The organism is Afipia sp. GW822-FHT03D08, from assembly GCF_058801645.1.
This window is the reverse complement of the sequence record NZ_JBXANK010000001.1, coordinates 2,443,999-2,468,318: the sequence shown is the minus strand read 5'-3', so window position 1 is coordinate 2,468,318 and position 24,320 is coordinate 2,443,999. Positions and strand designations below refer to the sequence as shown.

General features: G+C 62.6%; 23 protein-coding genes. 11 read left to right on the top strand and 12 right to left on the bottom strand.

The window, feature by feature from the left end; all coding sequences use genetic code 11:
• Nucleotides 1–17 precede the first annotated feature (17 nt).
• From tcuA to AC1RM7_RS12195, 4 genes are all read left to right on the top strand, one after another.
• Nucleotides 18–1,502, top strand: coding sequence for an FAD-dependent tricarballylate dehydrogenase TcuA (gene tcuA, locus AC1RM7_RS12210; RefSeq protein WP_024920545.1), 1,485 nt, complete (start codon nucleotides 18–20; stop codon nucleotides 1,500–1,502).
• Nucleotides 1,499–2,407 (top strand): NAD(P)-dependent oxidoreductase, encoded by a 909-nt coding sequence (locus AC1RM7_RS12205; RefSeq protein WP_024920544.1) that lies wholly within the window; start codon nucleotides 1,499–1,501, stop codon nucleotides 2,405–2,407. The genes tcuA and AC1RM7_RS12205 overlap by 4 nt, the downstream gene beginning before the upstream one ends.
• A 110-nt stretch (nucleotides 2,408–2,517) precedes the next feature.
• On the top strand, nucleotides 2,518–3,390 hold the full coding sequence (locus AC1RM7_RS12200; protein ID WP_024920543.1) for a patatin-like phospholipase family protein: 873 nt from the start codon (nucleotides 2,518–2,520) through the stop codon (nucleotides 3,388–3,390).
• 275 nt (nucleotides 3,391–3,665) lie between these two features.
• Nucleotides 3,666–5,336, top strand: a complete 1,671-nt coding sequence (locus tag AC1RM7_RS12195; protein ID WP_024920542.1) for an FMN-binding glutamate synthase family protein — start codon at nucleotides 3,666–3,668, stop codon at nucleotides 5,334–5,336.
• A 3-nt stretch (nucleotides 5,337–5,339) separates the two neighbouring features.
• On the opposite strand, the gene AC1RM7_RS12190 is transcribed toward AC1RM7_RS12195, so the two are convergent.
• From AC1RM7_RS12190 to AC1RM7_RS12180, 3 genes are all read right to left on the bottom strand, one after another.
• Nucleotides 5,340–7,352: a carbohydrate porin gene (locus AC1RM7_RS12190; protein ID WP_024920541.1), complete on the bottom strand. Its 2,013-nt coding sequence runs from the start codon at nucleotides 7,350–7,352 to the stop codon at nucleotides 5,340–5,342.
• A 319-nt stretch (nucleotides 7,353–7,671) separates the two neighbouring features.
• Nucleotides 7,672–7,941 (bottom strand): hypothetical protein, encoded by a 270-nt coding sequence (locus tag AC1RM7_RS12185; RefSeq protein WP_006022392.1) that lies wholly within the window; start codon nucleotides 7,939–7,941, stop codon nucleotides 7,672–7,674.
• Between the two features lie 138 nt (nucleotides 7,942–8,079).
• Nucleotides 8,080–8,898, bottom strand: a complete 819-nt coding sequence (locus tag AC1RM7_RS12180; RefSeq protein WP_024920540.1) for a creatininase family protein — start codon at nucleotides 8,896–8,898, stop codon at nucleotides 8,080–8,082.
• A 97-nt stretch (nucleotides 8,899–8,995) separates the two neighbouring features.
• On the opposite strand from AC1RM7_RS12180, the gene AC1RM7_RS12175 reads away from it, so the two are divergent.
• The 5 genes from AC1RM7_RS12175 to AC1RM7_RS12155 are packed head-to-tail and all read left to right on the top strand — an operon-like array spanning nucleotide 8,996 to nucleotide 13,364.
• Nucleotides 8,996–10,015 (top strand): ABC transporter substrate-binding protein, encoded by a 1,020-nt coding sequence (locus AC1RM7_RS12175; RefSeq protein ID WP_024920539.1) that lies wholly within the window; start codon nucleotides 8,996–8,998, stop codon nucleotides 10,013–10,015.
• Between the two features lie 19 nt (nucleotides 10,016–10,034).
• A complete protein-coding gene (locus AC1RM7_RS12170; RefSeq protein WP_024920538.1) occupies nucleotides 10,035–10,850 on the top strand; it encodes an ABC transporter ATP-binding protein in 816 nt (271 codons plus the stop codon).
• On the top strand, nucleotides 10,847–11,647 hold the full coding sequence (locus AC1RM7_RS12165; RefSeq protein ID WP_024920537.1) for an ABC transporter permease: 801 nt from the start codon (nucleotides 10,847–10,849) through the stop codon (nucleotides 11,645–11,647). The genes AC1RM7_RS12170 and AC1RM7_RS12165 overlap by 4 nt, the downstream gene beginning before the upstream one ends.
• Nucleotides 11,647–12,630, top strand: a complete 984-nt coding sequence (locus AC1RM7_RS12160; protein WP_024920536.1) for a 2-hydroxyacid dehydrogenase — start codon at nucleotides 11,647–11,649, stop codon at nucleotides 12,628–12,630. The genes AC1RM7_RS12165 and AC1RM7_RS12160 overlap by 1 nt, the downstream gene beginning before the upstream one ends.
• A 2-nt stretch (nucleotides 12,631–12,632) precedes the next feature.
• Nucleotides 12,633–13,364: an AprI/Inh family metalloprotease inhibitor gene (locus tag AC1RM7_RS12155; protein WP_024920535.1), complete on the top strand. Its 732-nt coding sequence runs from the start codon at nucleotides 12,633–12,635 to the stop codon at nucleotides 13,362–13,364.
• Nucleotides 13,365–13,366: 2 nt separating this feature from the next.
• Here the strand turns inward: AC1RM7_RS12155 and radC are convergent, their stop codons facing one another.
• The 4 genes from radC to AC1RM7_RS12135 all read right to left on the bottom strand — a co-directional run bounded on the left by radC (nucleotide 13,367) and on the right by AC1RM7_RS12135 (nucleotide 17,213).
• A complete protein-coding gene (gene radC / locus AC1RM7_RS12150) occupies nucleotides 13,367–14,089 on the bottom strand; it encodes a RadC family protein (RefSeq protein WP_024920534.1) in 723 nt (240 codons plus the stop codon).
• A gap of 121 nt (nucleotides 14,090–14,210) precedes the next feature.
• Nucleotides 14,211–15,035, bottom strand: coding sequence for a type I methionyl aminopeptidase (map, locus tag AC1RM7_RS12145; RefSeq protein WP_006022384.1), 825 nt, complete (start codon nucleotides 15,033–15,035; stop codon nucleotides 14,211–14,213).
• 130 nt (nucleotides 15,036–15,165) lie between these two features.
• Nucleotides 15,166–15,894 (bottom strand): DNA/RNA nuclease SfsA, encoded by a 729-nt coding sequence (sfsA, locus tag AC1RM7_RS12140; RefSeq protein ID WP_492837723.1) that lies wholly within the window; start codon nucleotides 15,892–15,894, stop codon nucleotides 15,166–15,168.
• 5 nt (nucleotides 15,895–15,899) lie between these two features.
• Nucleotides 15,900–17,213, bottom strand: a complete 1,314-nt coding sequence (locus tag AC1RM7_RS12135) for a mechanosensitive ion channel family protein (RefSeq protein WP_006022382.1) — start codon at nucleotides 17,211–17,213, stop codon at nucleotides 15,900–15,902.
• A gap of 237 nt (nucleotides 17,214–17,450) precedes the next feature.
• Here AC1RM7_RS12135 and AC1RM7_RS12130 point away from each other — a divergent pair, with 237 nt between their 5' ends.
• The gene (locus AC1RM7_RS12130; RefSeq protein ID WP_024920533.1) at nucleotides 17,451–19,247 is read left to right on the top strand and encodes a potassium/proton antiporter; all 1,797 of its coding nucleotides are present in this window, start codon (nucleotides 17,451–17,453) and stop codon (nucleotides 19,245–19,247) included.
• A 6-nt stretch (nucleotides 19,248–19,253) separates the two neighbouring features.
• Here AC1RM7_RS12130 and AC1RM7_RS12125 read toward each other — a convergent pair whose 3' ends face one another.
• A complete protein-coding gene (locus AC1RM7_RS12125) occupies nucleotides 19,254–20,039 on the bottom strand; it encodes an ABC transporter ATP-binding protein (protein ID WP_024920532.1) in 786 nt (261 codons plus the stop codon).
• Nucleotides 20,036–21,058 (bottom strand): FecCD family ABC transporter permease, encoded by a 1,023-nt coding sequence (locus tag AC1RM7_RS12120; protein ID WP_024920531.1) that lies wholly within the window; start codon nucleotides 21,056–21,058, stop codon nucleotides 20,036–20,038. Before AC1RM7_RS12120 ends, AC1RM7_RS12125 begins: the two co-directional genes overlap by 4 nt.
• Nucleotides 21,059–21,130: 72 nt before the next feature.
• Here AC1RM7_RS12120 and AC1RM7_RS12115 point away from each other — a divergent pair, with 72 nt between their 5' ends.
• Complete coding sequence (locus AC1RM7_RS12115) at nucleotides 21,131–22,003, top strand: ABC transporter substrate-binding protein (protein WP_024920530.1); 873 nt, start codon at nucleotides 21,131–21,133, stop codon at nucleotides 22,001–22,003.
• A 5-nt stretch (nucleotides 22,004–22,008) separates the two neighbouring features.
• Here the strand turns inward: AC1RM7_RS12115 and modC are convergent, their stop codons facing one another.
• Genes modC through modA form a run of 3 tightly spaced genes read right to left on the bottom strand, consistent with a single transcriptional unit; the run spans nucleotide 22,009 to nucleotide 24,211 of the window.
• On the bottom strand, nucleotides 22,009–22,680 hold the full coding sequence (gene modC / locus AC1RM7_RS12110) for a molybdenum ABC transporter ATP-binding protein (RefSeq protein WP_024920529.1): 672 nt from the start codon (nucleotides 22,678–22,680) through the stop codon (nucleotides 22,009–22,011).
• Between the two features lies 1 nt (nucleotide 22,681).
• Complete coding sequence (modB, locus tag AC1RM7_RS12105; RefSeq protein ID WP_006022376.1) at nucleotides 22,682–23,377, bottom strand: molybdate ABC transporter permease subunit; 696 nt, start codon at nucleotides 23,375–23,377, stop codon at nucleotides 22,682–22,684.
• A gap of 9 nt (nucleotides 23,378–23,386) precedes the next feature.
• Nucleotides 23,387–24,211 (bottom strand): molybdate ABC transporter substrate-binding protein, encoded by an 825-nt coding sequence (modA, locus tag AC1RM7_RS12100; RefSeq protein ID WP_024920528.1) that lies wholly within the window; start codon nucleotides 24,209–24,211, stop codon nucleotides 23,387–23,389.
• Nucleotides 24,212–24,320: the final 109 nt, after the last annotated feature.

Genomic DNA, 24,320 nt, shown 5'->3' with positions numbered 1-24,320 from the left:
CGGCGGCAGGTACGACCATGAGCGAGTATGACGTTGTTGTGGTAGGCGCGGGCAATGCCGCGATGTGCGCGGCGCTGGCGGCCCGCGAGCACGGCGTCAGCGTCGCCGTTCTGGAATGCGCGCCGGAAGGCGAGCATGGCGGTAATTCGAGTTTCACCGCCGGCGCCATGCGCGTCGCCTACAACACGGTGGACGATCTCTATGCACTGATGCCGGATCTCTCCGACAGCGAAAAAGAAAGCACCGACTTCGGCACCTACAGCGAGGATCAGTTCTTCGACGATATGGCGCGCGTGACGCAGAACCGAACCCATCCCGACATGGTCGAACTGCTGGTACGCCGTAGCCACGCCACCATGAACTGGATGCGAACCAAGGGCGTGCGTTTCGTGCCGATCTATGGACGTCAGGCCTTCAAGGTCGACGGCAAGTTCAAGTTCTGGGGCGGGCTGACCGTCGAAGCCTGGGGCGGCGGGCCGGGGCTTGTGGAGGCGTTGCACAAGTCCGCAGCGCGCGAAGGCATTGCGGTGATGTTCGAGACCCGCGCATTGTCACTGATCGCGGATGACAATGGCGTGCAGGGCGTTCGCGTCAGGCAGAACGGCAAGACGCGGGACATCCGCGCCAAGGCCGTGATCCTCGCCAGCGGCGGCTTTCAGGCCAACGCCGAGTGGCGTACGCGTTATCTGGGTCCCTCATGGGATCTCGCCAAGGTGCGCGGCACGCGCTTCAACACCGGCAGCGGAATCCAGATGGCGCTTGATATCGGCGCCCGGCCGACCGGCAACTGGTCCGGCTGTCATGCGGTGGGTTGGGATCGCAATGCGCCCGAGCATGGCGACCTTGCGGTGGGTGATGGCTTCCAGAAGCACTCCTATCCGTTCGGCATCATGGTCAATGCGAAGGGCGAGCGTTTCGTCGACGAGGGCGCGGATTTCCGCAACTACACCTACGCGAAATACGGCCGCGTGATCCTCGATCAGCCGGGTCAGTTCGCCTGGCAGATTTTCGACCAGAAAGTCGCGCATCTGCTGCGCGATGAATACCGGATCCGGCAGGTGACGAAGGTTCAGGCCGATACGCTGGAGGAGTTGTCGACAAAACTCGACGATGTCGATCCGGCAGGCTTCATGCGCACGGTCACCGGCTGGAACAGCGCGGTGAAGACCGATGTGCCGTTCAATCCGAACATCAAGGACGGGCGCGGCACCAAAGGCCTCGCTGTGCCGAAAAGCAACTGGGCCAACACGCTCGACAAGCCGCCTTATCTCGCGTTCGCGGTGACATGCGGCATCACCTTTACTTTCGGCGGCCTGAAGATCACGCAGGCCGGTGAAGTCGTCAGCCTCGATGAGGCGCCGATCCCGAATCTTTATGCTGCCGGTGAACTGGTGGGCGGACTGTTCTATTTCAATTATCCCGGCGGCACCGGACTGATGGCAGGCGCGGTGTTCGGCCGGATCGCAGGCGATTCCGCCGGCAAGCGGGTGAAGGCGTCATGACGTCATCGGCAATGAACGCGATCGGATTCATCGGGCTTGGCGTTATGGGAGAGCCGATCTGCCGCAATCTGTTGAAGAAGAGCGGGAAGCCGCTCGTGGTCTATGATCTCGCGCACGAACCGCTTGCGCGGCTGGGTGCGGACGGCGCACGTGTGGCGGCTTCAGTCGCTGATGTCGTGTCACGAGCTGACGTCGTGTTTCTGTGTCTGCCCAGCGCCAGGCATGTCCGCATTGCCTTCGAGGGCAGCGCAGGGCTGTTGCAGAATGTCAGGCCGAACCAGATCGTCATCGATCTCGGAACGTCATCGGTCGAACTCACCCGCGACTTTGCAAGGCAGTTTGAGAGCAGGGGAGCGTCGTGGATCGATGCGCCGATCGCCCGGACACGTCAGGCCGCACAGGACGGCACATTGAGCGTGATGGTCGGCGCATCGCCGCAGTTGTTCGATACGGTCGAGCCGCTGATCCGGTGTTTCGCGACCGAAGTGACGCTGTGCGGTGGCACCGGTGCGGGGCAGGTCACCAAAATTCTCAACAACATGGTGCTGTTCGAGACCGTCAACGCGCTTGCGGAAGCGGTCGCAATCGCCAAGCGCAGCGGCGTCGAGCCGAAGCTGCTGCTCGATACATTGTCGAAAGGATCGGCAGACAGCTTCGCGCTGCGCACCCACGGGCTGAAGGCCATCGTGCCGGGCGATTTTCCCCTGCGCGCATTTTCGACGGAGTATGCGCTCAAGGACATGTCCTATGCGCTCGAGCTTGCTGCGCAGGGCGGCATCGAGCCGCGCGGCGCTGCGCTGGTCCACGAGATTCTTCAGGAGGCCATCGACGGCGGTTTTGGCGATGCGTACTTTCCCGTCATCGCCAAACTCATTGATCGGGATGGGTCGCTCAGCAAGGAATAAACAAATTGCCTCCTCAATGCGACGCTCGCGGTCCTGACGATCAATGACGCTCGCCGTGAACAAGCGATCTTGATTGCGTGTGCGGCTCACGGATTGGTATAATTCCGGTGATGCACGGCAAAGACGATCACACCGCAACAAAGACTGCTTTCGTTTTCGCGGGCGGCGGAAGCTTTGGCGCGATTCAGGTCGGGATGATGCAGGCGCTGGCAGCGCATGGGGTCACGGCCGATCTCGTGGTCGGGTCAAGCGTGGGCGCGATGAACGGCGCTTACTATGCCGGCGCGCCGACACTGGACGGCGTCAAGAAACTGGCGGAGATCTGGCGGGGGCTGACACGGCAGGATGTGTTTCCGGTCTCGGCGCGTTCGTTCGTCAATTTTCTGTGGCGGCGGGATTTTCTCATCTCCCACGACGGTGTTCGCAAGCTGATCGAGGATCATCTTCCGTACCAGAAACTGGAAGACTCGATCATTCCGGTTCATATCGTCACCACCGACATCGTGACCGGCGAGACAGTGGTGCTGTCGGAGGGCTCCGCCGCCGAGGCGATTGTGGCCAGCACCGCCATTCCGGGTGCATTCGCACCGGTCAAGCACGAGAACCGTTTTCTGGCCGACGGAGCAATATCGAGCAACACGCCGATCCGGGTTGCGATCCAGAAAGGCGCGAAGCGGCTCGTCATCATGCCGACGGGATTTGCCTGCGCGGGACAGCACCCGCCGGTCGGGGCTGTGGCAACCGCACTGCACGCGCTGACTCTGCTGATCGCGCGGCAGATGACCACCGAGCTGGAGTATCTGGAGTCGACCATCGACTATTGCGTCGTGCCGCCGCTCTGCCCGCTGGTCGGCTCGCCCTATGACTTCACCCGCACAGACGATCATATCGCGCGGGCCATAAAGAGCACCGAGATGTGGATCGCCGATGGCGGGCTTGAGAAGGGCGGCATCCCCGGCGAAATGCGTCCGCACCAGCACTGAGCTAGCGCCTGCTATGACGCGGGCCGCGCCATATTGCTTTGCAATATGGCTGCAGGGGCAGAGCCTCCTGCAAACACCAACCCTTACGTGCGCGATATGACAGGGTGACGTCAGACGTCCGCGTGCCCGGCCGGACGGCTGATGTCGAGGTCTCACGCTTTGGTGTATAGTTTCCGTCTGTGGTGGCAGTTTTCGCTGTGCTATCGACCTGCGCAGGGAAACACGCCAACATGCGGGCCGGCGTTGCGCCACACGAATCTGTTGTCGAGGTTTTTATGCAAAATTTCTCGCTGCTGCTCTCGCCTCGCTTTATCATTCTGACGCTGTGTATTTGCATCACCGCGCTCCTGATCGGCTGCGCGATCTACTACGATTTCAAGCATATTTTTCTGTTTGCCATTCCGATCACGATTTTCGGGTCGCTGTCCGTGCTCGGCATTCACGACATGCTTCAGAAAAGTCACGCAGTCCTGCGCAACTATCCGATTTCCGCGCATATCCGCTTTCTGCTCGAAGAAATCCGCCCCGAGATGCGGCAGTATTTCTTCGAGAGCGAAAAGGACGGCAAGCCGTTCAGCCGCGACACGCGCGCGGTGGTTTACCAGCGCGCCAAGATGGTGCTCGACAAGCGTCCGTTCGGCACACAGGAAGATGTCTACGCCGAAGGCTATGAATGGATGAACCATTCGGTAGCGCCGAAGCCGCCGACCGACGAACATTTCCGTATCACCATCGGCGGCCCCGATTGCACCAAGCCGTACTCGGCGTCGGTGTTCAATATTTCAGCGATGAGCTTCGGTGCGCTCAGTCCCAACGCGGTGCGCGCGCTCAACGCGGGCGCCAAGAAGGGCAACTTCGCGCACGACACCGGCGAGGGCGGAGTGAGCCCCTATCATCGCGAAAACGGCGGCGATCTGATCTGGGAAATCGGCTCGGGATATTTCGGCTGCCGCAATCCTGACGGAACGTTCAATCCCGAACTGTTCGCGAAGGTCGCCAGCGACGATCAGATCAAGATGATCGAACTGAAAGTCAGCCAGGGCGCCAAGCCGGGCCATGGCGGCGTGCTGCCGGCTGCGAAGGTGTCCGAGGAAATCTCGCGCATTCGCGGCGTCCCGATGGGGGAGGATTGCATTTCGCCGGCCTATCACCGCGCCTTCTCAACCCCGATCGGGATGATGCAGTTCATCGGCGAGATGCGGCGGCTGTCGGGCGGCAAGCCGGTGGGCTTCAAGCTCTGCATCGGTCATCGCTGGGAATTTCTTGCGATCTGCAAGGCCATGGTGAAAACCGGAATCTATCCAGATTTCATTGTGGTCGATGGCAACGAGGGCGGCACCGGCGCGGCGCCGGCCGAGTTCATGGACCATCTCGGGATGCCGATGCGCGAAGGCGTTAGCTTCGTCCATAACGCCCTGATCGGCATCAATGCGCGCGACCGCGTCCGGATCGGCGCTGCCGGAAAGATCGCGACCGGATTCGATCTCGCCCGCGCCATGGCGCTTGGCGCGGACTGGTGCAACTCAGCGCGCGGTTTCATGTTCGCGCTCGGCTGCATCCAGTCGCTGAGCTGTCACACCGATCGCTGTCCGACCGGCGTGACGACGCAGGATCCGACGCGCAGCCGCGCGCTGGTGGTGCCGGACAAGACGACGCGCGTTTACAACTATCACCGCGCCACATTGCATGCGCTGGCGGAACTGATCGCAGCTTCCGGTCTCAGCCATCCGCAGGAGATTCGTCCGATCCACTTCTCGCATCGGATATCGGGAACGGACGTGCTGTCGTTCGCGCGGCTCTATCCGCAACTCCGTCCTGGCGAATTGCTCGAAGGCAAGGTCGATAATCCGCGCTTCCATGCCTGGGCGTTCGCGCAGGCGGAGTCGTTTGCGCCTCTTCCGGCGCCGCCTGTGTCCGTATCGGCGCCGGTGGCCTTGCGCGGCTGATTTTTAGAACTCGCCGTGCAGGCGTCCTGAGAAGATCGAGACCGGTCCGCGATCCGCGTTGTAGGCGGGGTTCGTGATCAACTGATAGTCGGCGGTGAAGGTGAAGGCCTTGTTGAGCGCCAGCGCGTAGTAGGTCTCCAGAATGCGCTCGTTGCTGTAGTTCAACCGGCCATCGCCGATCAGAAGACCCTTGCCGCCGGCGGCCAGGAAATCGCGGTGTGCGCTCGACAGTCCGTTGATGGCGCCGCCAAGACCGATGGTGTCGGCCGGCCGTCCCCAGTAACTGCCCTTGATCGAAACGCCGCCGGACACGCTCCGGTCGACATCCGTGAACGAGAGAATCTCGTTCTGGCCGTCGTTCCAGCTTGCGCGTGCAAAGATGCCGATGTCGGTTGCGACCTGCTGTTCGGCGTTGACGTAGAAGCCGTACTTCGATCGCTCTTTGCGCTCGCCTGTGACAATATCGTTGATGTCGATGCCGGGATTGGCTGCGCTGATTCCAAGCACGTCGCGATAGCTGGCCGTGTTGCCCTTGTTGGCGAAGACGCCAATGCGCAGTTTGCCGGGCTGGTTGAGGATGGTGTGGCGTTCCTCGAACTCGACGACCGCGCCGCCGGTCTTGAGATTGAGGACGTCGCTGTTGGGCTGCGAGGGCACCTGGAACAGGCCAGCCCTGATCGCCCAGTCCTTGCGGTTGAGTTCAACCACGGCGCCGCGCGTGAAGCCCGGCAGATCGGCCGGAAAGTCATAGGCGGCGGACGCCCACATCGCCCAGTTCAGGAAATCGGCGCGCGGATCCTTTGCATAGGAATTGCCGTCGAAGAAATCGCCGACGGCGAACCGTCCGACCGTGACCGTGACGCGGTCGATATCGCGCTTGCCGGGCAACTGATTGGCGGCGTCGGCCACGTCTTCCTGCTCACCGCCGAGACCGAAGGTCTGACGGAAGAAATAGCGCTGAGCACGGAATTTCGGATACTCCGCGCCGCCCTTCTGCGCTTCGCCATTCGAGAAGCCGGCAAGGCCGAGGGTGCTGCCGATGCCGAAGCCCTGCGCGAGTTCAGGGTTGAAGTAAAATTCTCCGCCCTCCCACAGCCGCCATCCGAGAAACGCGCCGGCGGTCCACGTCTCGCGCGTGCGTCCGGCGCCGGGCAGGCTGTTCGGCCCCTGATAGGGCGCGCGGAAGGACGGATAGCCTTGCGTGATCAGCGTGGTCTGGCCGTGGACATTCCAGTCGGTTGATTCCGGAAGCGAAGGCGGCTTGATCGCCGAGTTGCCCGCGATCCAGGGCGGCGTGTCCCAGAGCCGGTAGTTCAGTCCGAGCTTGACGGTGTGAACCTGCGGATCGACCCGCACATCGGGCAGCGGCACGTCGCCGAGCCCGTAAGTGCGCGCGCCAAGATCGATGTAGTCGTACTCGACCTTGCCGGACCAGTTGCCGCCCAGCGCGAATTCAACGCCGGCACCGGCCACCCAGCCCAAATGCATGCGCGACTTGTTGCCGACGACTTCGCCGTCTGCGTCATTGAGATCGATGCGCGTGCGTCCCCACGCAGCGCCGCCGGTCACATAAGGGAGCCACGTCCCAAAGGCGTAACCGATGCGGCCGCGCGCCGTGCCGAAATAATCGAAGGTTGTGTGGAACGGAGCCGGCACCAGCTTCGGGCGATCCAGCGGGCTTGTGAAAGAGATGTCGGCCTCAAAGCCGAGCACCCACTTGTTTGCAAGCTGGAGATTGTAGCCCGCCTGATAGCCGCCGATCAGACCGGTGATGCTGTGCGGAAAGAAGATGCCCTGCTGCGGCAGTGGATTGGTGCCGGGCCCAAAAGTGCCGCCGCCATAGCCCGCGTGACCACCGACATAAAGCCCGCTCCAGTCAAAAACCGGCGCAGCGCGCGGCGCTTTCAGGGGCAGGGCGGCGTCGGCCGCCCGCGCGACATCAAGCGACGTCGCTCCCAGCGCAAGTCCCGCGACTGCGCCTTTCATCAGGACTATGTGGCGTTTGATGGAGATCATGAAACGGCCAGCGCGCGGGATCGCATCTGCGGGTTGAGGGACCAGAAAGAACCGGGCTTGCTGGCATTTGGCGGTATTTGCGAATTGTTCTCAAGTGATTGTTTTGCTTGTGAGCAGCCGATCTGTGGGCCGGCCGGAATTCGCCCGGGACCCATGGCATTGTTATGTGACAATCAGACGACATGCGGCTGTGGCTTAGAGACGCTCGGCGAATCGCGCAAGCAAAAATGAAATGACCCGCCCGGGGGGACAACCGGGCGGGTCCTTGGGTCGACGCGGCGTGGATGAGGCGTCGCGCCGAACTCAACTTTGAAGCGGATCAGTAGCAGCTACGAACGCGGCCGATGTAATTGCCGTATGCGTCGAACTGGCGAACCCAGCCGCAGCGGCGATAGCCGTAATAGTCGCCCGCGTAAGCATTGCTGGCAGCGGCGGCGAACAGCGCGCCGGCGGCGAGACCGACACCAATGCCGACACCATGGTGATGATGAAACTTGCCGGCGTGCGCTTCCTGGGTGGTGGCGGCGATGCCACCGGTCAGAGCGACAGCAGCAACAGCGAGGGCGGCAATCCTGGTCTTGATCGACATGAAACTCTCCATCCTTGATTTGGGGCGGGCCGTGGGGACCGCATGCCAATTGGTGGCGAGTTCACGAGAATAGGTTCGAAGATTCTTTCCGAGAAATCATCGCGCCGAAAAATCTAGTCATTTCAATATATTATGTGACTACTTCAGAATCTCAGGCCGATTTGCCAGCCGGGCGAGGTCGAACTTTCGGACATCATCGAGCAATTCAACGAATGCGCGCGCGCCGTGATCCAGCACCGCTTTGCCTTTCTGCGCGCTGGCCAATGTTGCATCGCCGACTGCGCCCAGCGGATTGAGATCCTGCATCGCCCACGCGAACGGTGCGGGCCGTCCTGCCGAGAGCCAGCGGAATTCTTTGGTCATCTGTTTTTCAGCAGATTCGAAATTCGCGAGCCGGTCCTCTCGGACCTGATCGGGAAAGGCCGCAAGCATGATCGAGGTTTCAACTGCGCCGCCGTGAATGCCGAAGCGCAATTCATCGGCAGGGAATAATCCATCCGGCGCGCCGAACCGGCTCCAGCTTGTGGTCACCGCCAGCATCCGATGCTTGGCGCGCAAATCCTGCGCGATCAGCGCCATCGCGGCGCTGTTGCCGCCGTGGCTGGTGACGATGACGAGTTTGCGGATGCCTGTCTGCGCGACCGTATCGCAGAGCGCCATCCATTTGCCGAGCGCGACGTCCGTCGCCAGCGTTTGTGTGCCGGGATAGTCGGTATGTTCGGTTGAAATTCCGACCGGTTCGATCGGCAGAAACGTCACCGGCAGATTCTCTGGCAGGATGGCACGGACGCGCGCGAGGTAGGCTTGCGCGATCAGGGTATCGGTCTCGAACGGCAGATGCGGCCCATGCTGCTCGGTTGCCGCGAGCGGCAACACGGCGATCCAGCGAGCGGCATCGGTTTTGTCGATGCCTGACAGGTCAATTCCGGCCCAGTCATGCGGAGGATTTGAAGTCATCGTGCGCGGGTTTCTTCGAACAGGCGTTTCTTTGAATCAATTAGCAGAGTAGCCTTGCGATGCCCATCATGGGCAAAACGCTCAACGGAGTCCAATGATGCCACCCAGCCACTTGCTGCGCGCGTTTCTCGTCGGGATGGCGCTTGCTGCCGGACCCGCACATGCGCAGGCGCCCGGCGGACTGGACAAGGTGTCGTTCGGCACCAACTGGGTCGCCCAGGCCGAACACGGCGGGTTCTATCAGGCCGTGGCGGACGGCACCTACGCGCGTTACGGCCTTGATGTCACGATCGTTCCCGGTGGCCCCAACGTCAACAACCGCATCCAGTTGATCGCCGGCAAGATCGAGTTCTTCATGAGCGCGAACACGCTGCAATCGTTCGACGCCGTCGCGAACAACGTGCCGGTGGTCGCCGTCGCTGCGATTTTCCAGAAGGACCCGCAGGTTTTCCTGGCGCACCCTCAATCAAAGGTCACCAAACTGGAAGACCTCAAGCCGCTGACGCTGTTCGTTTCCAAGGAGGGAATGCCGACCTATTTCCAGTGGCTGAAATCCGAATACGGCTTCAGCGAGGAGAACGTAAAGCCCTACACTTTCAATGCGCAGCCGTTTCTTGCCGACAAGAACAGCGCGATGCAGGGCTACGTGACGTCCGAACCGTTCGCGGTCGAGAAGCAGGCGAAGTTCAAGCCGACGGTGATCCTGCTCGCCGACTATGGCTTCAACGCCTATTCGACGCTGATCGAAACCAGAACCGCCTTAGCGGAGAAGAAGGCCGATCTGGTGCAGCGCTTTGTCGATGCGTCGGTGACCGGCTGGTACACCTATCTCTATGGCGATAACAGCGCCGGCAATGCGCTCATCAAGAAAGCCAATCCCGAGATGACCGACGATCTGCTCGCGTACTCTGTCGAGAAGATGAAGCAGTACGGCATCGTCGATTCTGGCGATACCTTGAAAGACGGCATTGGCGCGATGAGCGATGCACATATGGCGGATTTCTTCGGCAAGATGGTTCGCGCAGGGGTGACGCGGCGCGACATCGATTATCGGAAGGCTTACACCTTGCGCTTCGTCAACAAGGCCGTGGGTCTTAACCTGCGCCCGAAGAACTGATGGAAGCGGATTGCCCGGAATGTCCATCCTCGAGGCTGACGATACGCAGGGCAGGCCGCCGGGGGGCGCGGCGGTGTCGCTGCGTGACGTCACCAAGATCTATGACAACGGCGTTGCCGCGCTGGGCCCGCTCGACCTGACCGTTCGCGCGGGAGAATTCGTGTCATTGCTCGGTCCGTCCGGCTGCGGGAAGTCCACGGCGCTGCGCATCATGGCCGGGCTGAATGAGCCGACATCCGGCACCGTGCAGGTTGCCGGGCGCGGTGCGCGGGATCGTTCGCGTCACACGATCGGCTTCGTGTTTCAGGAGCCGACCCTGATGCCGTGGGCGACGGTGCGAGGCAATGTTCAGCTTCCGCTCGATCTGGCGCATGCGTCCCGCGCCGATGCCGCCGTGCGGGTCAATCAGGCGCTGTCGCAAGTCGGGCTCGCTGAGTTCGCCGAGGTCTATCCGCGCGAACTGTCCGGCGGCATGAAGATGCGGGTCTCGCTGGCGCGGGCGCTGGTGACCGATCCGGAAATTCTCCTGATGGACGAACCTTTCGCGGCGCTCGACGAGATCACGCGCTTCAAGCTGAACAACGACCTGCTCGCGCTCTGGCGCAAGCTGGGCAAGACGGTCGTGTTCGTGACGCATTCGGTATTCGAGTCGGTGTACCTGTCGCAGCGCGTGCTGATTATGACATCCCGGCCCGGACGCATCGCGCGCGAATTTCGCATCGATGCAGCCGAGCCGCGCGGCGAGGCGTTCCGCACATCCGCGGAGTACGCAGCCTGCTGCCGCGATGTGTCAGCGGCGCTGGCCAGGGCAAGTGGCGCAGGAGTTGCTCCATGACGGCGCGTGAGTCATCGCCGGCACGCTTGCTGAAAATCCTTCTGCCGCTAATCGCCCTGGCTGTCGGCGTTGCGGTCTGGGAGGCTATGGTTCGCCTCAATAATCTTCCGGTCTACGTCCTGCCCGCACCGAGCGTCGTCTTCTCGACCCTCGTGCAGGACTGGCCGATCCTGTTCGGATCGTTGCTCACAACACTACTGACCACGGTTCAGGGCTTTGTCGCGGCGGCGGTCGGCGGCATTGCGCTTGCGGTGTTGTTCAGCCGATCGAAATGGCTGGAGTATGCGCTGCTGCCCTATGCGGTGATCCTTCAGGTCACACCGGTCATCGCGATCGCGCCGCTGCTGCTGATCTACCTGCCACAGCATGTGGCGGTCGTGGTCTGCGCCTGGATCGTGGCGTTCTTTCCGGTGCTGTCGAATACCACGCTGGGGCTGAATTCGGTCGATCGCAATCTGCTCGGACTGTTCGAACTGTACGGCGCCTCGCGCGCGCAGACGCTGCGCCACCTGAAACTGCCTTCGGCGCTGCCGCATATCCTCGGCGGTCTGCGGATCGCGGGCGGCCTGTCGCTGATCGGCGCGGTGGTCGCCGAAATCGCGGCGGGTTCGGCCGGGGCAGGTTCCGGACTGGCTTACCGGATCGCAGAGGCCGGCTACCGCCTCAATATCCCGCGGATGTTCGCGGCGCTGTTGCTGCTCTCGATTGCCGGAATTGTCATCTATTTGGGCCTCTCGCTGGCCTCGTATCTTGTGCTACGACGCTGGCACGAAAGTGCGCTTGGAAAGGACAACTAATGGCTGCGAATGGTTCTCAGGAAAAGGTCGATGTGCTGGTTTACGGCCCGTCGAAGCCGGTGATCGATAACGGGTTTCCTGCGAACTTCGTTCTCCACAAATTCGAGAACCATCGCGATCTGAGCCGCCTGGCCCCGGAAATCGCCGGGCGGATTCGCGGCATTGCGGTCACTGGCCTGGTATCGACTGACGCCGCGACGCTGTCGCACTTTCCGAAGGTCGAGATCGTGTCCAGCTTCGGGGTCGGCTACGACCATATCGATGCGAAATACGCCGCCGAGCACGGCATCGTCGTCACCAACACGCCGGACGTGCTGACAGAGGAGGTCGCCGACACCGCGCTGGGTCTTTTGATCGCGACGGTGCGTGAGTTCATCAAGGCGGACCGCTATCTGCGGGCTGGGCACTGGACCACGAAAGCCTTTCCGTTGAGCCCGGGTTCGCTGCGTGACCGCAAGGTCGGCATGGTTGGCATGGGGCGTATCGGCCAGGCCATCGCGCGCCGCCTCGACGCATCGCTGGTGCCGGTGGTTTATCACTCGCGCAACCCGGCGAAGGGCGTGACCTACAAGCACTATCCCAACCTGATCGAGATGGCGAAGGACGTCGATACACTGATCGCCATCACCCCTGGTGGTCCGTCGACCGCCAAAATGATCAATGCCGAGGTGCTCAGGGCGCTCGGGCCGCGTGGCGTGTTCATCAACGTCGCGCGCGGATCGGTGGCTGACGAGGATGCGCTGATTGCCGCGCTCAAGGATGGCACCATCATGGCTGCGGGCCTCGACGTGTTCGCGAACGAACCGGAGGTGCCGGATGCATTGAAGGCGATGCAGAATGTCGTACTGCTGCCGCACATTGCTTCCGCCTCGGTGACCACGCGCAACGCAATGGATCAGCTCGTGGTCGACAATCTCAAGCTGTGGTTCTCCGGCAAGGCGCCATTGACCCCGATTGCCGAGACGCCGGTGAAAGGCCGCTGAACATGTCCCGCGCCGCACTGTCCGATCTCACGAGACATCTGCCGACCGGGCGGGCTTGCCTGCTCGCATTGGCGGCAGTTCTCATGATCGCATCGGACGCCGTGGCGCAGGACGCTCGTTCTCTCACCAAGGAGATGGTCGGAGAGTGGGAGTTATCGACGGCAGGCCGCGACAAGACCTGCATTGTCACGCTGAAGAGCGATTCCACACCGCAAGGCCTGAAGCTGGAGCTCGATAAAGGGTGCGGCAACGCTTTGCCTTTCACCAAGAGCATCGTGGCGTGGAGTGTGAAGGGCCTCGACATCGTGCGGCTGCAGGATGCGGCGGGGCAATCGGTCATCGATGTGACCGAGGTCGAAAGCGGAATCTTCGAAGGCCTGCGGCAAGGCGAGGGCGTGTACCTTTTGCAGAATCTCGCAGCCGCGCGCGCCCTGTCGAAATCAGCCGACCAGCTCATTGGCGACTGGGCGATGGTGCGCGGCAGCGGCAAATCGATCTGCGGATTGACGTTGACCAACACTGAAACGAACACGCCGGAGAATTTCGCGGTGTACCTGAAGCCGCGCTGCGATCCGCTGGTGGCGGCTTTCGCGCCAACCGTATGGCGCATCGAGCGCGGCGAACTGCTGCTGCAGTCGGCAAAGGGCGAGATCTGGCGCTTCGAGGCCGACGACAATGCGCAGTGGCGGCGCATTCCCGACAGCGCCGATCCGTTGCTGCTGACGCGGCAGTAGATTTAGATCAGCCGCATCCCCTTCAGGCTGGCGTGGCCGTTCTTGCCGACGATGATGTGATCGTGCACCGAGATCCCGAGCGGGCTCGAAATCGACATGATCGATTTCGTCATCTGGATGTCGGCGGTCGATGGCGTTGGATCACCGGAGGGATGGTTGTGCACCAGAATGATCGCGGTGGCCGACAGTTCCAGCGCGCGCTTGACCACTTCGCGCGGATAGACCGGCGTGTGATCGACAGTTCCGATCTGTTGCAATTCATCCGCGATCAACTGATTGCGCTTGTCGAGAAACAGGATGCGGAACTGCTCCTTGTCGGCAAAGGCCATGGCAGCGCGGCAGTACTCGATCACGTTCGACCACGACGACAGCACGGTCTTCTCTTTGCTGATCTGGCCCTTGGCGACCCGGCTCGCGGTCGCGGCGATCAGCTTGATCTCCGTGATCGCCGAATCCCCGAGACCGCTGAGTTCCTTCAGGCGTAACTCCGGCGCGTGAACCACCTCGGCGAACGATCCGAATTTCGCGATCAGCGCCTTGGCCAGCGGTTTGACGTCACGCCGCGGCAGCGCACGAAACAGCACCATCTCCAGCAGTTCGTAGTCGCTGAGCGCATCGGCGCCCGCCTCGCGGAATCGGTCGCGCAACCGCTCGCGATGGCCATGATAGTGCGGCGCTTCGGAGAAACCGGATGACGAGGACGGATCGTCGGATTTTGCGGGCATGGCGGAATGCGTGCTCAAGTATGCTGCAAGCATCGCCGCGCCCGGCTGCATTTGCAACCGGGTTTATTCCACAAGAATCTCTGCTGAATGCGGATATGTCCATCCGCGCGAAGCCAGAGCGTCACACCTTGTAAGGCGGCTTGTCCAGCTTGCCGGGGGAGAGAGTGAAGATTTCGACGCCGTCGTGCGTCACGCCGACCGAATGCTCGAACTGCGCCGACAGCGAGCGGTCGCGGGTCACGGCGGTCCACCCGTCAGACAGCACCTTCACATGCGGCTTGCCGAGATTGATCATCGGTTCGATGGTGAAGAACATGCCCGGCTTCAGTTCCACGCCTTCGCCGGGGCGGCCGATGTGAATGATATTCGGCTCGTCGTGAAACATCCGGCCGAGACCATGGCCGCAGAAATCGCGCACCACGCTCATCTGTTGCGGCTCGACGAAACTCTGGATCGCATGGCCGATGTCGCCCGTGGTGGCGCCCGGCTTCACGGCGGCAATGCCGCGCATCATCGCTTCATAGGTGACATCGATCAGCCGCTCCGCGCGGCGTGAAATTTCGCCGACGGCATACATGCGGCTGGAGTCGCCATACCATCCGTCGACGATCATCGTCACGTCCACGTTGACGATATCGCCTTCCTTGAGCGGCCGGTCGCCGGGCATGCCGTGGCACACCACATGATTGATCGACGTGCAGGTCGAATAGCGATAGCCGCGATACATCAGGGTCGCGGGATAGGCCTTATGGTCGAAAGCGAACTTGCGGACGAAATCGTCGATCTGCGAGGTGAAAATACCCGGCCTGACGATGGTGGCCAGTTCGTCGAGACATCGCGCGACCAGCGCTCCCGCCTTGCGCATGCCGGCAAACGCCTGGGGACCGTGCAGCTTGATCTGCCCGGTCTTTCGCAGCGAGGTTTCGGTGGCTTCGACATAGTTCATGGGCGAATCTGGCTTGAAATCGAGGAAAATTGACGGTGCATCAACCCAATTTAATGGATGCTGCCCGCAGTGCAAGCCGCAGCACCAGCCGGGCTGCCCAGCCCTATTTTCAGGGCATTTATGACCGTTTTCAGGTCTCGATGGGAACGGAACGCCCAAGCCTGATGTCGTGGCGTGTGAGATCGCACGTCCATGCCAAAGCCTCGACGCCAGCGGTGCGGGCCCGGTCGAAGGCGCGCGCATAGGCTGGATCGATGTCGCGGGCCAGCGCGAACGAGCGGGCCGAGCCGATCTGGATCACGAACAGCATCACGGCGCGGGCGCCTGAGGTGACCATCTCCGCCAGCTCGTCGAGATGCTTCGCGCCGCGCGCGGTGACAGAATCCGGGAACTCGGCAATACCGGCGCGCCGCATCAGATGCACGTTCTTGACCTCGACATAGCAGGGCGGACGCGAGGGATCCTCCAGCAGGAAGTCGACGCGTGAGCCCTTGCCGTTTATGGTGCGGCCGTACTTCACCTCGCGCCGGATGGTTGCGTAACCCGTCAACTCGGGAATCGCACGGGCCGCGAGTGCTTCGGCCTCGATCGGGTTCGGATGCATGGTGTTGACGCCGGTCAGCTCAAGGCCGCCGCCGAAGTCGGCCTCAACCAGTTCCCAGGAGTAAGGCAGCTTGCGCGCAAGGCTCGGCGATTTCGACAGCCAAACCCGCGCGCCTTCGGCCTGAAGCCCGGTCATGGCGCCGGGATTGGCGACATGCGCGGTAATCATCGTGCCGTCGGCCAGTTCGACGTCGGCGAGGAAACGCTTGTAACGGCGGATCAGGGTCGCCGGCACCAGTTCACTGGCAAAGCGCATGGATGTCAGCTTTGCACGTCGACGACGGTTTCGACCGGCAGCGCGCCGCCGCGGATACGGATTTCCCGCACGGGATACGGCACGCGGATGTTCTCGCTCTTGAAGGCGTTCCACAGCTTCAGCATCACGTCGCTGCGGACATTGTCGGCGCCGACATCGAGATCGGCCACCCAGAATGTCAGCGAGAATTTCATCCCGGTTTCGGCAAATTCCGTCAGCAGGCAATTCGGCGCCTTGAAGGTCGCAACATTCGCTGTCTTGGATGCGATATCGACAGCGAGCTTGCAGACGAGGTTCGGATCGGCGTCGTAATTGGTCGCGAAGTTGACCTTCACCAGCATGTTCTTGTTGGTGTAGGTCCAGTTGACCACCCGCTGGGTCACCAGATCTTCATTCGGGATCAGGATTTCGCGGCCGTCACCCGCCGCGACGGAAATATAGCGCGTATTCATCGCGCTGATCTTTCCCGAACTGTCGCCGATGGTGATGAGGTCGCCGGGCTTCACCGACTTGTCCGCCAGCAGGATCACGCCGCTGATGAAATTGGCGACGATCTTCTGCAAGCCGAAGCCGAGGCCGACGCCGATGGCGCCGGAAAACAGCGCAAAGGCGGACAGGTCGATGCCCGCTGCGCTCATGACAACTGCGAATGCGGCGACCATCAGCAGCAGGCGAACGATCTTGATCAGAAGAACCTGAACCGACGGCGTGAGATCGCGCGAGCGCGAAATGCGGGCTTCGAGGAAGTTGCCGAGGATATTGACCAGCCAGAGCGCGATGCCGAGCGACACCACGACCTTCAGAATCAGCAATGGAGTGACCCGCAGCGCGCCGAGCGGGATGGATACCGAATCCAGCGCGGCCGACACGTCATCCAGCTTCCCGATGATGCTGAGGGCCGCGATAATCCAGGCGGTGACGGACACCGCACGGACCACGAACTCGTTGCGGATCAATCCGGTGGCAAGACGAATGATGACCCATGCTGTCGCGAGGCTGGCCGCAGTGGAGAGCAGGTAGCCGTGTCGGAGAACTTCGGTTTTCACAACGACTGCGCGGGCGATGCTGGTCAGCAGCGCGAAGATGATCGCATCGGCCCGGTTCAGCAGGATGCGGATCAGCGCACGCAGCGGCGCCGGCAGACCCATCGCCAGCGATGTCGGACTGACCCGCGCGCGCAAGAAGCTGGCAAGGGCCAGCGACAGGCCCGCAGCGGCCAGAATGATGCCAGCCTGCATGTAGAACCAGGGCGAGATCAGATAGGCCTCGGCAGATTTGACGCTGGCCTGTAACGCCTGCTGGATATCATCCCATTCCATGGGTAACTCACCTCAAAAGGAGGCAGGCCGGTTCGCCTGCCCCAGCTTCGATCCTGATTCGATCACATCGACAGATTCCCATATTCCGCCGCTACGGGCGTGTGAGAATTCCGCGCAGGGCCGACTTAACACCAGCAAATCCGGCACAATCGTGATGACAGCGACAAATCGGTTGGCGGCGGGCGGCTGCGACTATATTCATGGATTTGCAGACGTTTTAGGAGACATACACAGCTAATGGCATCTCTCGACTCGGTCAGCATTGCCATTCTGCTCGGCTCGGTTCTCGTGATGGCGGGCATCCTCTCGAGCCTGCTCGCGCTGCGCTTCGGCGCTCCGTTGCTGCTGGTCTTCCTTTTTGTCGGTATTCTCGCAGGCGACAGCGGACCCGGCGGCATCCGCTTCGACGACGTGCAGTCGACCTATCTGGTCGGGTCGGTGGCGCTGGCGCTGATCCTGTTCGATGGCGGCCTCAAGACCCGCTTCCAGAGCATCCGCGCGGTGCTGGCGCCGTCGGCCGCTCTGGCGACCTTCGGTGTGCTGGTAACGGCGCTGATCACGGCGCCCGTTGCCAAATATGCACTCGGGATCGGCTGGGCGGAGGCCCTGCTGGTCGGCGCTGTGGTGGGATCCACCGACGCGGCAGCGGTGTTCCTGCTGGTGCACAGCCAGGGTCTTCGTCTGCGCCCGCGCGTCGGCGCGACCCTTGAGGTGGAATCCGGCACCAACGATCCGTTCGCGGTCTTCCTGACGCTGATGCTGGTGGAGTTCCTGTCGATCGGGCAGAGTTCGGCGGCGCACATTGCGCTTCAGTTCGTGCGCGAGAGCGCGCTGGGCATGCTCTTCGGTGCTGTCGGCGGCTGGCTTGTGGTCCTGGCGCTGAATCGCATCTCCCTGCCGCAGGGTTTGCACGCCCCCTTCGTGACGACAGCCGCGCTGGTCATTTTCGGGGTGTCCCAGATCTCGCACGCGTCGGGATTCCTCGCCGTCTATCTCGCCGGCATGATCATCGGAAACCGTCCGACCCGCGCGCACAATTCCGTCGTGGCATTTCTCGACGCCGCGACATGGCTGGCGCAGATCGTGATGTTCGTGCTGCTCGGTCTCCTGGTTTCACCCGAGCGAACCCTGGCGACCGTGCTGCCGGCTGTCGCGGTAGCACTGGTGCTGATGCTGGTGGCGCGGCCGGTCGCGGTGTTTCTTTGCCTCGCGCCGTTCCCGTTCAACTGGCGCGAAAGGACCTTCATCGCTTGGGTCGGCCTGCGCGGCGCGGTCGCGATCTTTCTGGCCTCGATCCCGATGTTGGTCGGGCTGCCGAACGCGCAGGTGTATTTCGACGTCGCCTTCGTGGTTGTCATTATTTCGCTGCTGCTGCAAGGCTGGACCCTCGCTGCGGCGGCGCGTCGCCTGCATGTGGCGTTGCCGCGGGCTGATCGCGGGCCCCGGCGCGTCGAACTCGATCTGCCGGGACAGCTCGAACAGCAGCTTGTGGGTTATCCGGTTCGCGCCAACAGCCTGTTTCTGAAGCGCGGGCTGATCCCGTCATGGTCGAAGCCGACGCTGGTGATCCGCGACGAGAAAATTCTGTCTCCGACCGAGGCCGAACCGGTGGTCAAGGGTGACTATCTCTATCTGCTCGCACCGCCGGAGAAGGCCGAGGCGCTGGATCGCTTCTTTGTCGATATGCCGGTGGTGCCGGCGCCGGACCCGCATCTGCTCGGCGACTTCATGATGCCCGGCGACGTGACCCTCAAGGATGTTGCCGATATTTACGGCGTCACTGTCGCCCCGAGCGACGCGCATCTGACACTGGCGGATTATTTCGACATTCATCTCGATCATGCGCCCCGCGTCGGCGCGACCTTGCCGCTCGATTCCATTGTACTGGTGGCGCGGAGCATCGGCGGCAACCGGGTGAACGTGGTCGGGCTCCGGCTGCCAGAGGACGAGGAGCCGCCGGCCCCCGAACTGAGCCGCACCGCCGCAGCCCGACGCAAGCTGTCGCGGATCGGGACCCGGCTGCTCGGGAGCTGAGCCGGTTTAAAGTGCGCGGGACGGCAACAGCAGCGGTCCGTCCGGGGTCTCGACGCGGTTCACCGAGATGCCGAAGATCTCCGCAATGCGATCGGGCGTCAGTGCAAGCTGCGGGCTGTCGTTGGCGACGATGCGGCCCTCGTTCATGATGACCACGCGATCGGCGAACCGCATTGCCAAAGCGAGATCGTGAATGATCGCAAGCACGGCGGTGCCGCCATGGGCGATCCGCTGAAGCAGATCCATGACGATCAATTGGTGGCGCTCATCCAGCGAGGTCGTCGGCTCATCTGCGATCAAGACCGACGCTTCGGTGGCGAGTGCCCGTGCAATCGCGACGCGCGCCCGTTCCCCGCCTGATAGTGTCGTAATCAGCCGCGAAGAAAACTCGCCGACGGCGGTTGCCTCGATGGCGCGCTCGATGGCGATGCGGTCCTTGATGGAGGTCTGTGAGAACGGATCGGCATGAGGTTCGCGTCCGAGCGCAACGATGCTGTCCACCCGCATCGGCCAATGGAATTCATGTCCCTGCGGCAGATAGGAGATCGCACGCGCGCGGGCGCGGGGCTGCATGTGACGCAGGCTGACGCCATCGAAGGCGGTTGAGCCCTCGGTTCGCATCACGCCGGCCATGGCGCGCGCCAGTGTGGTTTTGCCGGCACCGTTGGGTCCGGCGAGAATTGTGAATTCGCCGGCATTCAAGGTCAGATCGGCATTGTCCACGATCCGGCGCGAACCACGGACAACCGTGATACCGGAGGAGACAAGGCGCGGCGCATTGTTTGGCTTCATTGCGTGCTGTCCTCCAATGCACGGCGCTCATGGAAGATCATCGCCAGGAAGAACGGTACGCCGATCAGTGCCGTCACCACGCCGATCTTGATTTCAATGACGGCGGGGATCAGGCGCACCGCGATATCCGCCGCCATCAGCAGCGCCGCGCCCGCCAGTGACGCCGGCAGCAGCACGCGCGCAGGATCCGATCCATAGAACCGCCGCACCAGATGCGGCGCGACCAGTCCCACGAACGAGATCGCGCCTGCAACGGAAACAGCAGCGCCAACGCCGAGCGCGACCCCGATCACCACCAGCACGCGCGTGCGCTCGACATTGACGCCGAGCGAGGCGGCGGCGTCCTCTCCAAGGGTCAGCGCACGAAAGGCTTTCGCGTTATACGCCAGCACAAACCAGCTCACGATCATGAACGGTGCGGCAAGCCAGACGTGCTCCATGCTGCGATCCCGCAGCGAGCCGAGCAGCCAGAATGCGATCTCCAGTGCGATGTACGGATTGGGCGCGAGATTGAGAATGAGCGCGATGGCCGCGCCCGCGAGACTGGCGAGCGCGAGGCCGGCGAGAAGAGTCACTGTCAGCGAAGCCCGGCGTCCGGCGATGGCGACCAGCGCACCGACCGAAAGAAGTGCGCCGGCGATGCCGGCGAGCGGCACCGCCAGCGACAGCGCGTTGGCCAGACCAAATGCCATGATCGCCGCGGCGGCTGCTGCTGCCGCCTGCGGCGCGCCGAACAGCGACGGTTCGGCGAGCGGATTGCGCAGCAGGCCCTGCAACGACGCGCCGGCCAGTCCGAATGTGGCGCCGATCAGCATCGCCAGCAGTGTTCTGGGCAAACGGATATCGCGGACGATAATCGACGCCACACCCTGATCGGAAAACAATGCTGCAATGACCGTACGCGGCGAAAAGGACGCAGGCCCGGTCATCAGCGACAGCACGAACAGCACCGCCACCAGAATGGCGAGCGTCGCGGTCAGCACGGGTCCCTGAATATCGCCTCGGCTATCGCTCTTCATCGTGTTCCGGCATATCTCCGCAGCAGGAAGGGCCGCTGACGCAATCCGATTGGCGTGGCATAACAGGCTGTCATGATCAAGAAAACCATCTTCGCGGGCATGAGTATTTTGGTCCTGCTCGCGGTGTTTTGCGGCTCCGTGCAGAACACGCGTGCGGACGGGCCGCCGAAGCGCATCGTATCCTTCAATCTCTGTGCCGATCAGTTGCTGCTCGCGCTGGCCGACCCGGCCCAGATTGCCGGATTGTCGCCCTATGCGGTCAATCCGCTTCTGTCGGTGATGACAGACAAGGCCGCGGCGTTTCCCCGGCTGGATTGGGATGCGGAATCGGTCGTGAATCTCGCGCCTGATCTGGTGCTGGGCGGACCCAGCCATCGCCCGATCCATGCCATGCTGAGCGCGATGGGCATTCGCGTCGTGGACGTCGAACTCATCCGCAATCTCGCCGATGCGCGCCGTCAGGCCATCGAGGTGGGAAAGCTTGTCGGCCATCCCGAGCGCGGCGAGGCGCTGGCGCGCCAGATCGAACAGGCCGAGGCGAGATTGTCGGCGGTTGCCCTGAAGCCGCCGCTGACGGCGCTGGTCATTCAGCGCGAAGGCTACCGGGAAGGTCCAGCCAGTCTGGCTTCCGGTATGCTGTCCATCGCGGGATTGCGGCCGCCGCAACGGGCCGCTGGCGGAGCCGGCGGCTTCATGGCTGCGGAGCAGGGCGGATTCGTATCGCTTGAGCACTTGCTCACTGACGGACCGGATGTGCTGGTGTTGCAGGACCCGCCGCGCGAGGCCCAGGATCAGGGTGCGCTGTTCATCACCCATCCGGCGCTGCTGACGCGCTATGGGGCGAACAGGCGCATCGACCTCCCCGAACGCTACACGCTGTGCGGCGGACCGCCGTTGCTCGCAGGACTGGATTATCTCGCAAAGGCGATCACGACGCTGAAGTAGAGACCTCAGGCGGTCGCGGGCAAAACCTCGACGCCGCCACTGGCGACCACCTTGCCGCGCTTGAGCATCACCACATTCGTCGCCAGCCGCCGCATCTCGCCGGCATCGTGGCTGACAAACACCATCGGCACGCTGGCTTCATCGCGCAGCCGGACGAAGTAGGGAAGGATCTCCGCTTTCCGCTCCTCGTCGAGCGAGCCGAGCGGTTCGTCGAGCAGCAGCAGGCGCGGTTTCGCGAGCAGGGCGCGGCCGAGCGCCACACGCTGGCGCTCACCGCCGGAGAGTTGGGCGGGGCGCCGAGTGAGCAGATGTCCGATGTCGAGCAGATCGACGGTGCGTTTCTCAGCGGCCGCGTCGCGGTGGAGGCCATTCATGCGGCGCCCGTAGTCGAGATTCTGCATGACATCGAGATGCGGAAACAGCCGCGCGTCCTGAAACACGTAACCGATCCGCCGTTGATGTGGAGGAATGTGCAGGTGCAAAGCCGTATCGTCGAGCGTTTCTCCGTCGAGCACGATGCGGCCGCGATCGGGCGTCACCAGCCCGGCGATCATGTTGATGATCGAGGTCTTGCCGGCGCCGGAATTGCCGAACAGCCCGGTGACAAGCCCATTGCTTGTGAAGGATGTTTCGAGCCTGAAATCGCCAAGTTGCTTTTCAATATCGACGAGCAGCATATCAATAACCGTGCAGCCGCGCCGTCGCGCGACGCGCAAGAATTTCAGACGCGATCAGTGCGGCCATGGCAATTGCGATCGATACGATCACAAGCCGCAGCGCAGCCGTATCGCCGTCCGGCGTCTGGGTCAGCGAATAGATCGCCGCCGAGATGGTTTGCGTTTCGCCGGGAATGTTGGAGACGAATGTAATCGTCGCGCCGAATTCGCCGATGGCCTTGGCGAAGCCGAGCACCATGCCGGCCAGGATTCCCGGCAACGCAAGCGGCAGTGTGACGGTCAGGAACACGCGCCAGGGCGCGGCGCCGAGCGTGCTGGCCGCCTGTTCGAGCTTGCGGTCCACCGCCTCGATGGACAGCCGGATGGGCCGTACCAGCAGCGGAAACGACATCACGCCGCAGGCAAGCGCCGCGCCGGTCCAGCGGAATGCGAATACGATACCGAGTGTGTCGGCAAGCCACGCGCCGACCAGGCCTTTACGTCCGAAGGTCAGCAGCAGCAGATAGCCGGTGACGACAGGCGGCAGCACCAGCGGCAGATAGATCAGCGCATCCAGCGCCGCCTTGCCCCAGAAGTTCCGCCGCGCCAGAAGCCACGCTACGGCGATGCCGAGTGGCGTGGCGACAAGTGTGGCGACGGCGGCGACCCGCAATGAGAGCAGGATCGCTGTCCATTCTTCGGCGGAGAGCTGGGACACGGCGGGTTGTTACGACGTCGGCTTTATCAGAAAGGTGAAGCCGTACTTTTCGAAGATCGATTTCGCCGCGGCCGAACGAAGGAACGCGAGATAGGGCGTTGCCTCGGGCTTCGCGCTCGCCGTCGCCGCCACCGGATAGATGATCGCCGGATGCGAATCCGCCGGGAAGGCGCCGATGATCTTCACGCCGGGTTCGACCTTGGCGTCGGTCTCATACACGATGCCGAGATTGGCTTCGCCGCGCGCGACCAATGCGAGTGCGGCGCGGACGCTTTCAGCCATGGCGAACTTCGTCTCGGCAGCGTGCCACGCACCGAGCCTTTCCAGCGCTGCCTTGGCATATTTGCCGACCGGAACGGCCTTGACGTCGCCGGTGGCGATCCTGCCGTCACCTGCAAGTTTGGCGAGATCGAAGCCCTGACCGATCGTGACCGTCGTGAGCTTGGAATCTTTCGGAACGATCAGCACGATCTTGTTGCCGAGCAGGTTGATCCGCGACGTGTCGCTGATGGTCTTCTTTCCTGCGGAGTAATCCATCCAGTCAGTGTCGGCGGAGATGAAGATATCCGCCGGCGCGCCCTGCTCGAGCTGCTTGGCGAGCGCGGAGCTTGCAGCATAACTTGAGACCACTTTAACGCCGGTCTTGGCGGTGTAGGCGGCATTGGCTTCATCCAACGCATTCTTCATCGAGGCCGCAGCGAACACGGTGAGGGTCTTGTCCTGCACGGCCGCCGTTGGTGCGCCTGCCGGCTTCGCGTCCTGCGCATAAGCCATCGAGAACAGCGGCGCGCAGACAAGCGCGGTTACAACGAGGAAGCGGGACATAAAGGTCATTTGGGCGCTCCATAGCGGGGCGCGCGCAACAATGCGCGCAAGCCGGCTCTGATCAGATCATCTGACGACAAGCGGAAGCGCCGTTCCGGCAACCCCGGCAGCGCGCAGC

Excerpts from the sequence above, each read along its gene's own strand:
- tcuA (WP_024920545.1), top strand. The coding sequence starts at position 18 with ATGAGCGAGTATGACGTTGTTGTGGTAGGCGCGGGCAATGCCGCGATG.
- AC1RM7_RS12205 (WP_024920544.1), top strand. The coding sequence starts at position 1,499 with ATGACGTCATCGGCAATGAACGCGATCGGATTCATCGGGCTTGGCGTT.
- AC1RM7_RS12200 (WP_024920543.1), top strand. The coding sequence starts at position 2,518 with ATGCACGGCAAAGACGATCACACCGCAACAAAGACTGCTTTCGTTTTC.
- AC1RM7_RS12195 (WP_024920542.1), top strand. The coding sequence starts at position 3,666 with ATGCAAAATTTCTCGCTGCTGCTCTCGCCTCGCTTTATCATTCTGACG.
- AC1RM7_RS12190 (WP_024920541.1), bottom strand. The coding sequence starts at position 7,352 with ATGATCTCCATCAAACGCCACATAGTCCTGATGAAAGGCGCAGTCGCG.
- AC1RM7_RS12185 (WP_006022392.1), bottom strand. The coding sequence starts at position 7,941 with ATGTCGATCAAGACCAGGATTGCCGCCCTCGCTGTTGCTGCTGTCGCT.
- AC1RM7_RS12180 (WP_024920540.1), bottom strand. The coding sequence starts at position 8,898 with ATGACTTCAAATCCTCCGCATGACTGGGCCGGAATTGACCTGTCAGGC.
- AC1RM7_RS12175 (WP_024920539.1), top strand. The coding sequence starts at position 8,996 with ATGCCACCCAGCCACTTGCTGCGCGCGTTTCTCGTCGGGATGGCGCTT.
- AC1RM7_RS12170 (WP_024920538.1), top strand. The coding sequence starts at position 10,035 with ATGTCCATCCTCGAGGCTGACGATACGCAGGGCAGGCCGCCGGGGGGC.
- AC1RM7_RS12165 (WP_024920537.1), top strand. The coding sequence starts at position 10,847 with ATGACGGCGCGTGAGTCATCGCCGGCACGCTTGCTGAAAATCCTTCTG.
- AC1RM7_RS12160 (WP_024920536.1), top strand. The coding sequence starts at position 11,647 with ATGGCTGCGAATGGTTCTCAGGAAAAGGTCGATGTGCTGGTTTACGGC.
- AC1RM7_RS12155 (WP_024920535.1), top strand. The coding sequence starts at position 12,633 with ATGTCCCGCGCCGCACTGTCCGATCTCACGAGACATCTGCCGACCGGG.
- radC (WP_024920534.1), bottom strand. The coding sequence starts at position 14,089 with ATGCCCGCAAAATCCGACGATCCGTCCTCGTCATCCGGTTTCTCCGAA.
- map (WP_006022384.1), bottom strand. The coding sequence starts at position 15,035 with ATGAACTATGTCGAAGCCACCGAAACCTCGCTGCGAAAGACCGGGCAG.
- sfsA (WP_492837723.1), bottom strand. The coding sequence starts at position 15,894 with ATGCGCTTTGCCAGTGAACTGGTGCCGGCGACCCTGATCCGCCGTTAC.
- AC1RM7_RS12135 (WP_006022382.1), bottom strand. The coding sequence starts at position 17,213 with ATGGAATGGGATGATATCCAGCAGGCGTTACAGGCCAGCGTCAAATCT.
- AC1RM7_RS12130 (WP_024920533.1), top strand. The coding sequence starts at position 17,451 with ATGGCATCTCTCGACTCGGTCAGCATTGCCATTCTGCTCGGCTCGGTT.
- AC1RM7_RS12125 (WP_024920532.1), bottom strand. The coding sequence starts at position 20,039 with ATGAAGCCAAACAATGCGCCGCGCCTTGTCTCCTCCGGTATCACGGTT.
- AC1RM7_RS12120 (WP_024920531.1), bottom strand. The coding sequence starts at position 21,058 with ATGAAGAGCGATAGCCGAGGCGATATTCAGGGACCCGTGCTGACCGCG.
- AC1RM7_RS12115 (WP_024920530.1), top strand. The coding sequence starts at position 21,131 with ATGATCAAGAAAACCATCTTCGCGGGCATGAGTATTTTGGTCCTGCTC.
- modC (WP_024920529.1), bottom strand. The coding sequence starts at position 22,680 with ATGCTGCTCGTCGATATTGAAAAGCAACTTGGCGATTTCAGGCTCGAA.
- modA (WP_024920528.1), bottom strand. The coding sequence starts at position 24,211 with ATGACCTTTATGTCCCGCTTCCTCGTTGTAACCGCGCTTGTCTGCGCG.